Source organism: Pseudonocardia sp. McavD-2-B (genome assembly GCF_024124365.1).
GTDB lineage: Bacteria > Actinomycetota > Actinomycetes > Mycobacteriales > Pseudonocardiaceae > Pseudonocardia > Pseudonocardia alni.
The window spans coordinates 1-10,544 of record NZ_JAMXSG010000209.1 but is presented as its reverse complement, the minus strand read 5'-3'; the positions used below and the strand labels follow the sequence as shown (position 1 = coordinate 10,544).

At 75.0% G+C, this 10,544-nt stretch carries 11 protein-coding genes; 8 read left to right on the top strand and 3 right to left on the bottom strand.

Annotated elements, in window-relative coordinates; genetic code table 11:
• Window positions 1-166: 166 nt before the first annotated feature.
• Window positions 167-1,366: a cytochrome P450 gene (locus NH602_RS32025; RefSeq protein ID WP_253068848.1), complete on the bottom strand. Its 1,200-nt coding sequence runs from the start codon at window positions 1,364-1,366 to the stop codon at window positions 167-169.
• 139 nt (window positions 1,367-1,505) lie between these two features.
• Between NH602_RS32025 and NH602_RS22560 the strand changes: the two genes are divergently transcribed.
• From NH602_RS22560 to NH602_RS22545, 4 genes are all read left to right on the top strand, one after another.
• On the top strand, window positions 1,506-2,021 hold the full coding sequence (locus NH602_RS22560) for a hypothetical protein (RefSeq protein ID WP_073577517.1): 516 nt from the start codon (window positions 1,506-1,508) through the stop codon (window positions 2,019-2,021).
• 67 nt (window positions 2,022-2,088) lie between these two features.
• The gene (locus tag NH602_RS22555; protein WP_073577516.1) at window positions 2,089-2,934 is read left to right on the top strand and encodes a DUF4097 family beta strand repeat-containing protein; all 846 of its coding nucleotides are present in this window, start codon (window positions 2,089-2,091) and stop codon (window positions 2,932-2,934) included.
• Between the two features lie 24 nt (window positions 2,935-2,958).
• Window positions 2,959-3,936: an ABC transporter ATP-binding protein gene (locus NH602_RS22550; protein ID WP_253068847.1), complete on the top strand. Its 978-nt coding sequence runs from the start codon at window positions 2,959-2,961 to the stop codon at window positions 3,934-3,936.
• Window positions 3,933-4,757, top strand: a complete 825-nt coding sequence (locus tag NH602_RS22545; protein ID WP_253068846.1) for an ABC transporter permease — start codon at window positions 3,933-3,935, stop codon at window positions 4,755-4,757. The genes NH602_RS22550 and NH602_RS22545 overlap by 4 nt, the downstream gene beginning before the upstream one ends.
• A 3-nt stretch (window positions 4,758-4,760) precedes the next feature.
• Here the strand turns inward: NH602_RS22545 and NH602_RS22540 are convergent, their stop codons facing one another.
• Window positions 4,761-6,041, bottom strand: coding sequence for a cytochrome P450 (locus NH602_RS22540; protein ID WP_179761158.1), 1,281 nt, complete (start codon window positions 6,039-6,041; stop codon window positions 4,761-4,763).
• A gap of 133 nt (window positions 6,042-6,174) precedes the next feature.
• Between NH602_RS22540 and NH602_RS22535 the strand changes: the two genes are divergently transcribed.
• From NH602_RS22535 to NH602_RS22525, 3 genes are read left to right on the top strand one after another with little or no spacing between them, the layout of a single operon-like run.
• Complete coding sequence (locus NH602_RS22535; RefSeq protein ID WP_253068845.1) at window positions 6,175-7,167, top strand: DUF808 domain-containing protein; 993 nt, start codon at window positions 6,175-6,177, stop codon at window positions 7,165-7,167.
• A gap of 14 nt (window positions 7,168-7,181) precedes the next feature.
• Window positions 7,182-7,649 carry a cupin domain-containing protein gene (locus NH602_RS22530; RefSeq protein WP_179761160.1) on the top strand — a complete coding sequence of 156 codons (468 nt, stop codon included), beginning with the start codon at window positions 7,182-7,184 and terminating at the stop codon, window positions 7,647-7,649.
• Window positions 7,650-7,656: 7 nt separating this feature from the next.
• Window positions 7,657-8,361, top strand: coding sequence for a TIGR02206 family membrane protein (locus NH602_RS22525; RefSeq protein WP_179761161.1), 705 nt, complete (start codon window positions 7,657-7,659; stop codon window positions 8,359-8,361).
• Here the strand turns inward: NH602_RS22525 and NH602_RS22520 are convergent.
• On the bottom strand, window positions 8,318-9,256 hold the full coding sequence (locus NH602_RS22520; protein WP_253068844.1) for a LysR family transcriptional regulator: 939 nt from the start codon (window positions 9,254-9,256) through the stop codon (window positions 8,318-8,320). The two genes, NH602_RS22525 and NH602_RS22520, sit on opposite strands and share 44 nt — an antisense overlap.
• 104 nt (window positions 9,257-9,360) lie before the next feature.
• On the opposite strand from NH602_RS22520, the gene NH602_RS22515 reads away from it, so the two are divergent.
• On the top strand, window positions 9,361-10,434 hold the full coding sequence (locus tag NH602_RS22515; protein WP_253068843.1) for a tartrate dehydrogenase: 1,074 nt from the start codon (window positions 9,361-9,363) through the stop codon (window positions 10,432-10,434).
• The last annotated feature ends 110 nt before the right edge of the window (window positions 10,435-10,544 follow it).

Sequence of the window (10,544 nt, the reverse complement as noted above, 5' to 3'; positions counted from 1 at the left end):
CGCGGGTGCGGCGGCGCCGCAGCCGGCGGCGACCATCAGGGCGACGGCCGCGGCCGCCGTCCCGGCGCGACGGAGACGGGCGGGGTGCGGGTCACGGGTCACACCGGTCATCCTGGCCGGAACCGGGCACGACGGCAGCACGGGTGTGGTCGCGCAACACCGGCGGTCACGGCGCGTCGACCCGCACCTCGAGCGACCCGAGGCGCTCGAACCCGAGGTCCGACGGCCCGTCGGCCGGTGTGGCGAGCCGCAGCGCGGGGAACCGCCCGACCAGCGCGTGCAGCGCCACCTCGATCTCCTGACGGGCCAGCGCGGCCCCCAGGCAGTAGTGGGCGCCCTGGCCGAACCCGAGGTGCCCCTCGCCGCGGCCCGGGTCCCGGGTCACGTCGAGCTCGTCGGGCCGGTCGTGCCGACGCGGGTCGAAGTTCGCGGTGACCAGCCCGGCCGTCACCGACTCCCCCGCCGCGATCCGGGTGTCGCCGACGACGACGTCGGTGCTCGCGTACCGGGGCGTGCTCACCGGGACCGCGCCGCAGGTCCGCACGATCTCGTGCACCGCGGTGGGCCACCGCCACGGTTCGGCGCGCAGCGTCGCGAGCTGGTCGGGGCGGGTCAGCAGGGCCAGCGTCGCCCGGGACAGCACGTGCGCGGTCGTCTCGAACCCGGCGACGACCAGGTCGAACAGCAGGACGTCCAGCTCGTCGGCGGTGAGCCGGTCGCCGTCGTCGTGCACCGCGACGAGCACGTCGACCAGGTCGTCGCGCGGGTCGGCACGCCGGGCCGCGACGAGCTCGTGGATCTGTGCGACGACGGCCCGCGCCACGTCGGGCATCCGCTCCGGGTCGGGTGCGACGAGCAGCGCGGCCAGCTCCCGCCAGAGCCCGCGCTGCTCCACCGGGACGCCGACGAGCTCGCAGATCACCGCGATCGGCAGCGCGCGGAACACCGTGGGCAGCAGGTCGACCGGGCTGCCGTCGGCACCGGTGGCAGCGACGTCGTCGAGCAGCTCGGCGGTGAGCTGCTCCACGCGGGGGCGCAGCGCGGCGACCCGGCGCACGGTGAACGCCCGGGAGACGAGCCGGCGCAGCCGGGCGTGGTCGGCGCCGTCGCGGACGAGCAGGCCCCGGCCGAGGTGGTCGAGCTCCGGCGGCAGCCCGAGCCCCGTCAAGAGCGTGCCCATGACGTCCCCGGCGCCGGGCACCCCGGCGGGGTCGTTGCGGAACCGCGGGTCCAGGAGCAGGGCGTGCACGTCGTCGTGCCGGGTGACGAGCGACGCGGCGCCCATCGGCGACTCCGGCATCGCGACGACGGGCCCCTGTTCGCGCAGGCGCCCGAAGGCGGCGACCGGGCAGGTGGTGCGGTCCACGACGTACTCCCTCGACGGCGTCAGCAGGTCCGGTCCATCGGACACCGTGCCGTCGCGGCAGGGTCAAGCCCGCAACGCCGACCGACCTCCGTGACGCCACACAATTGACGATGGCGCCATCCTGCGCCATAGTTGCGCCATGGAGTTGGACGGATATGTCGATCGCCTGCGCACCGAGTTCGCCGCACTGGGCGAGGCCGCGGGCGAGGACACGCGGGTGGCCGCGGAACGGCTGCTCACGCCCCTGACGTCGACGACCCGCTTGGTCCTGCTCGAGGCGCTGGCCGCGGCGGCCGACGAGATCACCCTCGAGCTCGCACCGGGGTCGGTGCACGTGCGGCTGCGCGGCAGCGACCCCGAGTTCGTCGTCACCGCAGGGTCGGCCCCGCCGTCGGCACCCCCGGCGACGACGGAGGCGCCACCCGTGGCGCCATCGCCACCGGCGGGCGCCGACGGCGAGTCCGGGCCGGTCGCCCGGATCAACTTCCGGCCGCCGGAGACGCTCAAGACCCGGATCGAGGAGGCCGCCGGGCGGGACGGCCTCAGCGTGAACACCTGGCTGACCCGTGTGGCCGCGGCCGCGCTGGACCGCCCCGCCACCGCGCCCGACCGCCCCGACGCCGCCCGCCGCGGCCGCGTCGGCTGGTTCGGCTGAGCCACACGACCTCTGCCACCCACCCCTGACTCACGGCGTCCCCGCGACGCCGAGGAGGCGATGCCCCGTGCCCACCTACGACACCCCCGAGCCCGTCACCGCGATCGTCGACCTCGCCATCGGCGAGCTACGGGTGACCGCGTCGGACCGCACCGACACCGTCGTCGAGGTCCGCAGCTCCGACGCCGACCGCGCCCACGCCGACCGGGTCCGGGTCGAGCTGACCGGGCGGGAGCTGCGCGTCACCGGCCCGCAGCTCGGGCTGCTGCAGAAGCTCACCCCGCGCACCCCCGGCCGCTCGATCGAGGTCGGGATCGCCCTGCCCGCCGGGTCGGCGCTGACCGCCGCCACCACCTACGGCGGGATCGTCGTCGAGGGCCCGCTCGGGGCCTGCGAGGCCCGCACCCGCTTCGGCGACGTCCGCGTCGACGACGCCGCCTCCGCCGACCTGAGCACCGGCTTCGGTCACGTCCGGATCGGCGGAACCGTCACCGGGGACGCCACGGTCCGCTCCGACCACGGCGGCATGCAGATCCACCGCATCGGCGGCACCGCGACGCTGAGCAGCAAGCACGGCGGCATCCGTGCCGACGAGCTGACCGGCGACGCCGAGCTGACCGGCACGCACGGCCCCGTCGACGTCGACGAGCTCGGCGCGGGCGCCCGTGTGCGCACCGCCTACGGCGACGTCCGGCTCGGCCGCGTCCACCGCGGCGAGGTGTCGCTGACCAGCACGCACGGCCGGCTGGAGATCGGCGTCGCGCAGGGCAGCGCCGCCTGGCTCGACCTCGACACCTCCGGCCGGGTCGGCAACGACCTCGCACCGCGCGAGGCCCCGGACGGCGACGCCGTCGACACCGTCGCCGTGCACGCCCGGTCCCGCGAGGGCGACATCGTCGTCCGCCGCGCCTGACCCCCGCCGGCCGCGATCCCACCCATGAACCCGTCCACGAGAGGAACCACCGTGCCCACACCTCCGCCCGCGATCGCCGTCGCCGCCGTGCACAAGTCCTACGGCGACCACGCCGTGCTCCGCGGCATCGACCTCGACGTCCCCGCCGGGACGGTGCTCGCGCTGCTCGGCCCGAACGGCGCCGGCAAGACGACGCTGGTCCGGATCCTGTCCACGCTGCTGCCACCGGACTCCGGACGCATCCGCATCGCCGGGCGCGATCCGGCGACCGACCCCGACGGCGTCCGCGCCGCGATCGGGGTGACCGGCCAGTTCTCGGCCGTCGACGGCCTGCTCACCGGTGCGGAGAACCTGCGGCTGATGGCCGACCTGCACCACCTGCCCCGCGACGCCGGCCGCGCCCACACCCGGGAGCTGCTCGACCGCTTCGGCCTCGCCGACGCCGCGGACCGGCGCGCCGGGACGTACTCCGGCGGGATGCGCCGCCGCCTCGACCTGGCCATGACCCTCGTCGCCGACCCCGCCGTGCTGTTCCTCGACGAGCCGACCACCGGGCTGGACCCACGCAGCCGCCGCGACCTGTGGGACGCCGTACGCGACCTCGTCGGCCGCGGCGTGACCGTGCTGCTGACCACCCAGTACCTGGAGGAGGCCGACCAGCTCGCCGACGACGTCGCCGTCCTGGACGGGGGCCGGCTCGTCGCCCGCGGCACCCCGGCGCAGCTCAAGGCCCGGGTCCCCGGCGGGCACGTGCGCCTGCGCTTCGCCGACGACGACGCCCTCGCCGCCGCCCGCACCGTGCTGCCCGCCGCCGTCGCCGACACCGCCGCGGTGACGCTGCAGCTGCCCGCCGCCGGGGCCCGCGACCTGCGGGACCTGCTGGACCGCCTCGCCGGGACCGGGGTGGAACCCGAGGAGCTGACCACCCACACGCCCGACCTCGACGACGTCTTCCTGGCCCTCACCGGCCACCCGAGCACCCCGGAGGTGGCCGCGTCATGAGCGCCGCCGTCATGGACACCACCGCCCTCGACCGTCCCAGCCTGCTCACCGACTCGGTGACGATGCTGCGCCGCCGCATCCGGCACCTGCGCCGCTACCCGTCGCTGACGATCATGCTGATCGCCCAGCCGCTGGTGTTCCTGCTGCTGTTCGTGGTCGTCCTGGGCGGCACGATGGGCGCCGGGCTGGGCGGTGACCGCAGCGACTACCTGGCCTTCGTCACCCCCGCGGTGCTGCTGCTGACCGTTGCGAGCGTCGCGATGGGCACCGCCATCGGGGTCGCCACCGACATGACCGAGGGCGTCGTCGCCCGCTTCCGGACGATGGCGATCGCCCGGTCCAGCGTCCTCACCGGGCACGTCGTCGGCGCGTTCGTACAGACCGCGGTCGGTCTGGTCGTCGTGCTCGGGGTGGCGCTGGCGCTCGGCTTCCGCAGCGGTGCCGGGCCGCTCGCCTGGCTGGGCGTCGCCGGGATGTTGGCGCTGCTCACGGTCGCCCTCACCTGGCTGACCGTGGCCCTCGGGCTCGCCGCCGCCAGTGTGGAGACGGCCAGCAACACCCCGATGTTCCTGATGCTGCTGCCGTTCCTGGGCAGCGGGTTCGTGCCGGTGGACTCGATGCCGGCCGGGCTGCGCTGGTTCGCCGCGTACCAGCCGTTCACCCCGGTCATCGACACCCTGCGCGGGCTGCTCGGTGCCGGGTCCGGCAGCGGGGCCGGGCCCGGCACCGACGCCGCGCTCGCCGTCGGCTGGTGCGTGGTGATCACCGTCGGGAGCCTGCTGTGGTCGCGCCGGCTCTACGAGACCCGCGCGGCGCGCTGAGCGTCAGCCTTCCGGCGGGCGGTCGACGTGGACGGGCAGGGCGGGCAGCCGCTCGAACCCCAGCCGCGACGGGCCGTCCGCCGGTTCGGCGAGCCGGAGCCCCGGGAAGCGCGTGACCAGCGCCGACAGCACGACCTCGACCTCCTGGCGGGCCAGCGCGGCGCCGAGGCAGTAGTGCGCGCCGTGCCCGAACCCGAGGTGCCCCTCGCCGCGTCCGGGGTCGCGGCGCACGTCCAGCTCGTCGGGCCGGTCGACGACGCGTGGGTCGAAGTTCGCCGGCAGCAGGCCGGGCAGCACCGCGGTCCCGGCGGGCACCGGTGTCCCGGCGATCTCGGTGTCCTCGGCCGCGTAGCGCGGGGCCCCGGCCGGGATCGGGCCGCAGGTGCGGACCAGCTCGTGCACCGCCGTCGGCCACAGCTGCGGGTCCGCCCGCAGCGCGGCGAGCTCGCCCGGGCGGCTGAGCAGTGCGAGGGTGCCCTTGGCCAGCACGTGCGCGGTCGTCTCGAACCCGGCGACGGTCAGGTTCACCGTCATGTCGACGAGCTCCTGCTCCGAGAGCCGGTCGCCGTCCTCGTCGTGCGCCGCGACCAGCCCGGACAGCAGGTCGCCGGCCGGCTCCCGGCGACGGGCCTCGATCAGGTCCCGGACGTGGGCGACCATCCCCCGGGCGGCGTCGGGCATCCGCGCGGGGTCGGGCTGGATCAGCAGCCGGGCGAACTCCCGCCAGCGGTCCCGGTCGCCCTCCGGCACGCCGACGAGCTCGCAGATGACCGCGATCGGCACCGGGTAGGCCAGCGCCTCCACCAGGTCGACCGGGGTGCCGTCGGCACCGGCCGCAGCGACGTCGTCGAGCAGGCCGTCGACGATCGCCCCGACGCGGGGGCGCAGCCCGTTCACCCGGCGCACCGTGAACGCCCGCGACACCAGCCGGCGCAGCCGCGCGTGGTCCTCGCCGTCGCGGCCCAGCATCGGACGGCGGAGCAGGTCGAGGTCCTCGGGCAGCCCGATCAGGCCGGTCTGGGCGTTGCGCAGGAAGTTCTCCGCCTCCGGCACCGCGGCGGCGTCGTGCCGGAAGCGGTCGTCGGTGAGCATCGCGCGGACCTCGGCGTGCCGGGTCACCATCAGCCCCTGTTGGGTCGGCCGCCCGGGCACCTCCAGCGGGATCTCGACGGCCGCGGCCACCTCGCGCAGCGCGGAGAAGCCGGCGACCGGGTCCGACGGGTCCACGGTGTCCGGGCCTGCGGTCGTCGCGGTCGGCGCGGCGGTGGTCGTGTCCTCTGCCATGGGCCCAGTCGACACCGTGCCGTCGCGGCATGGTCAAGCCCCGCGATCGGGCGGGTTCGGTCCCGTTCGTCCCGCTCTCCCCGTAGGCTCCGCGCGTGCGCACGGATTCGGCCATGCAACGGACGGTGACCCGGTGAGCGGACTGTTCGCCCTGCTCGACGACGTCGCGGCGCTGGTGCGCCTGACGACGGCCTCCCTCGACGACGTCGCCGGCGCGGCCGGGCGCGCGGGGGCCAAGGCCGCGGGTGTGGTCGTCGACGACGCCGCGGTCACCCCCCGCTACGTGCAGGGGCTCAAGCCCGAACGCGAACTGTCGATCATCTGGCGGATCGCCAGGGGCTCGCTGATCAACAAGATCGTGTTCATCCTGCCGGTCGCGCTGATCCTCTCCCAGTTCGCGCCGTGGCTGCTGACACCGATCCTGATGGTCGGCGGCTGCTACCTGGCCTACGAGGGCGCGGAGAAGCTCTGGGAGTACTTCTCCGGGCACTCCGAGCATCCCGAGGAGCGCGACGAGAAGGTCGCCACCGACCCGGCCGAACACGAGCGGACCGTCGTCTCCGGCGCCGTGCGCACCGACTTCATCCTCTCGGCCGAGATCATGGTCATCGCGCTGAACGAGGTGGCGGCCGAGGGCATCGTGTCCCGGGCGATCATCCTGGCCGTCGTCGCCGTCGCGATCACCGCGCTCGTCTACGGCGCGGTCGCGCTCATCGTGAAGATGGACGACGCCGGCCTGGCCCTGGCGAAGCGCGGCTCCGGCCCCGTCGCGTCGTTCGGGCGCGGGCTGGTGAAGGCCATGCCGATCGTGCTGACGACGCTGTCGGTCGTCGGCGTCGCGGCGATGCTGTGGGTCGGCGGGCACATCCTGCTCGTCGGGATGGATGAGCTGGGCTTCTCCCCGATCTACGACCTGGTGCACCATCTGGAGGTGGCCGTCGCCGACGCGACCGGTGCGCTGGGCGGGTTCCTGGGCTGGCTCACCAACACCGTCGGCTCGGCGATCCTCGGGGTCGTGGTCGGCGCGGTGATCGTCGCCGTGGCGCACCTGGTGCCGAAGCGGAAGAAGAAGAAGAAGAACGACACCGACGACGACGCCGAGGCCGCCGGGACCGCCGGCGCCTGAGCCGGGAGGCCGCCGTGAGCCGCATCGAGATGCCGTCCGGCGAGACGATCGACGTGCTGCACAGCGGCGCCCCGGCCTTCGAGTTCGAGGCCGTCGTACCGCCCGGGGTGGCCGGTCCCCCGCCGCACCGGCACCGGGGCGCCACCGAGTCGTTCACCGTGCTCGAGGGCGTCCTGCGGGTACGGGCCGGGGGCTGGACGAGCCTGCTGCACCCCGGCGACGGGATTGTGGTGCCGCCCGGCGTCACACACTCGTTCGGCAACGGGGGCGACGGCCCGGTGCGTGTGCGCACCGTCGAGACCCCCGCCGGGCCCCTGGAGGAGCAGTTCCGGATCCTGGCGTCGGCCGGGCGGCTGCCGCCGCTGCGCCGCCTCGCGCGACTCAACGTCGCCCACGACCTGGACTTCTCCCTCGCCGGGATCCCCGACGCGGTGCAGCGCCCGCTGTGGCGGTTGCTCGCGGCGCTGCCCGGTCCGTCATGATCGGGCGATGGGAGACACCGGCGTCTTCGTGCCCTACGGCGCGACCCACTGGGCCGCGCTGACCGTCGGGGTCCTCGGCGCCGTCGCGCTGGTGGCCCTGGGACGACGGCTGCGCGGCACCCCTGCCGAGCCGGGCGTCTCGCGGGCGTTCGCCGTCGTGGTCGTCGTGCTGCTGGTGCCGCTGCAGCTGCGGCTGCTGACCCCGCAGACCTTCGACGTGCACATCTCGCTGCCGCTGCAGCTCTCGGACCTGTCCTGGGTCACCGCCGCGGTCGCCCTGTGGACACGGCGCTGGTGGGCGTGCGCGCCGCTGTACTACTGGGGTCTCACGCTGACCCCGCAGGCGCTGCTCACCCCGGCCACCGACTCCCCCGACTTCCCGCACGTCGCGTTCCTGCACTTCTGGGCGCTGCACCTGCTGGTGACCTGGGCCGCGGTGTACCTGACCTGGGGCGCCGGGGTGCGGCCGACCTGGCGCGGGATGGCCGTGACGCTGGCGGCCACGATCGCCTGGGCGACGGTGGTGCTGCCGTTCAACCTCGCCGCGGGCACCAACTACGGCTTCCTCGCCCACAAGCCGAGCAACGCGTCCGCGCTGGACCTGCTGGGCCCGTGGCCGGTCTACCTGGTCGTCGAGTTCGTGCTGGTCGCGGTGGGGTGGGCGGTGATCACCTGGCCGTGGACGCGGCGGCGGGAACGGGAACCGGCCTGACCGGCAGCCGCTCCGCCAGCCCGTCGACGAGGTGGTCGAGCACCGCGCGCACCCGCCGGGGCGGGTCCGCCCCGTGCACCGCCAGCAGGTCCGCCGACGGGGTCGGGATGTCCGCCAGCACCTGCACCAGCTCCCCCGACGCGAGCAGTGGCGCGACCTGCCACAGCGAGCGCATCACCAGACCGCGGCCGGCCCGGCACCACGCCGTCGCGACCTCGCCGTCGTTGCAGGTCATCGCGCCCGTCACGCGGACCCCGGCGGCGTCGGCGTCGGTCCCGAAACGCCAGTGGGCGTAGGCGGTGTCGTTCTCCCGGATCACGATGCAGTCGTGTCCGGCCAGGTCGGCGGGGGTGCGCGGGGCGCCGCGGCGGCCCACGTACGACGGCGCCGCGCACACCACGCGCCGGTTGCGGTGCAGAACCCGGGCGTGCAGCCGCGAGTCGGGCAGCGGTCCGACGCGCACCGCGAAGTCGTAGCCGGAGCCGCCGACGGCGACCGGCAGGTGCGACAGCTCCAGGTCGATGCGCAGGTCCGGGTTGGCCGCCTCGAACGTGCCGAGCAGCGGCGCGACGTGCGCCCGGCCGAACCCCATCGACGAGTGCACCGCGATCCGCCCGTGCAGCCCCGAGCGACGCCGGCCGATCTCGTCCTCCAGGTCGTCGATCCGGCCCAGCACGTCGCGGGCGCCCTCGGCGTAGCGGCGGCCCTCGTCGGTCAGGGTGAGACGCCGGGTGGACCGGTTGACCAGGCGCACGCCCAGGCGCCGTTCCAGGCGGGCGAGCCGCTTGCTGACCGCCGACACCGACACACCCCAGTGGCGCGCCACCTCGGTCAGCGTGCCCGCGGCGGCGACCCCGGCGAAGAAGCGCAGGTCGTCGAACTCGGGCAGTTCCACACCCGCTCCTTTCCTCAGCGGAAAGACTGTCCGGCCCGGGCGACGGTTCACCGCGTCCGGTTCGCCGATCAGGATAGAAGCAACCGAGTCGAGGAGGACACGACATGACCGCGCACCGCATCGCCGTCATCCCGGGCGACGGGATCGGCAAGGAGGTCGTCCCGGAGGGCGTCCGCGTGCTGGCCGCGGCCGCGGAGCGGTTCGGGATCGGGCTGGAGTTCACCGAGTTCGGCTTCGCCAGCGCCGACCACTGGCTCGAGCACGGCACGATGCTGCCCGAGGACTGGTTCGAGCAGCTGCGCGGCTTCGACGCGCTGTTCTTCGGCGCCGTCGGGTGGCCCGAGGTGCTGCCCGACCACGTGTCGCTGTGGGGCAGCCTGCTGCAGTTCCGCCGCCGCTTCGACCAGTACGTCAACCTGCGCCCGGCCCGGCTGCTGCCCGGCGTCGCGTCGCCGCTGGCCGGCCGGTCCCCCGGCGACGTCGACATGCTGATCGTCCGGGAGAACACCGAGGGCGAGTACTCGTCGGTGGGCGGGCGGATGTTCTCCGGCACCGACCGCGAGATCGTGATCCAGGAGACCGTCATGACGCGCACCGGCGTCGACCGGATCCTGCGCTACGCCTTCGAGCTCGCGCGGCGGCACCCGAACCGGCACCTGACCTCGGCGACGAAGTCCAACGGCATCGCGATCACCATGCCGTACTGGGACGAGCGGGTCGCGGCGATGGCGGCGCAGTACCCCGACGTCGACGTCGACTCCTCCCACATCGACATCCTGGCGGCGCGGTTCGTGATGAGCCCGGAGCGGTTCGACGTCGTGGTCGCCAGCAACCTGTTCGGCGACATCCTGTCCGACCTCGGGCCGGCCTGCACCGGGACGATCGGCATCGCGCCGAGCGCGAACATCAACCCGGAGCGGGAGTTCCCGAGCCTGTTCGAGCCGGTGCACGGGTCCGCACCGGACATCGCCGGGAAGGGGGTCGCGAACCCGGTCGGCCAGATCTGGTGCGGGTCGATGATGCTGGAGCACCTCGGCGAGCACGAGGCCGCGGCGGCCGTGCTGGCCGCGGTCGAGGAGGTCGTCGGGCGGGGCGGCGCGACCGTCACCCCGGATCTGGGCGGCACCGCGACGACCGCCGAGCTGGGCGCGGCGATCGCCGAGGTCGTGCGGGGATGAGCCCGTCCGGACCCGGCCGGCGCGCACCGGCGGCCGGGCGTCGCGCCTCAGCCCGCGAGGAGTGCGACCAGGCGACGGGCCGCGTCGGGCGGCAGCCTGCGACGGCCGCG

Bases quoted from the DNA above. Each gene is read 5' to 3' on its own strand.
- NH602_RS22560 (WP_073577517.1), top strand. From the start codon at position 1,506: ATGGAGTTGGACGGATATGTCGATCGCCTGCGCACCGAGTTCGCCGCA.
- NH602_RS22550 (WP_253068847.1), top strand. From the start codon at position 2,959: ATGAACCCGTCCACGAGAGGAACCACCGTGCCCACACCTCCGCCCGCG.
- NH602_RS22545 (WP_253068846.1), top strand. From the start codon at position 3,933: ATGAGCGCCGCCGTCATGGACACCACCGCCCTCGACCGTCCCAGCCTG.
- NH602_RS22540 (WP_179761158.1), bottom strand. From the start codon at position 6,041: ATGGCAGAGGACACGACCACCGCCGCGCCGACCGCGACGACCGCAGGC.
- NH602_RS22525 (WP_179761161.1), top strand. From the start codon at position 7,657: ATGGGAGACACCGGCGTCTTCGTGCCCTACGGCGCGACCCACTGGGCC.
- NH602_RS22515 (WP_253068843.1), top strand. From the start codon at position 9,361: ATGACCGCGCACCGCATCGCCGTCATCCCGGGCGACGGGATCGGCAAG.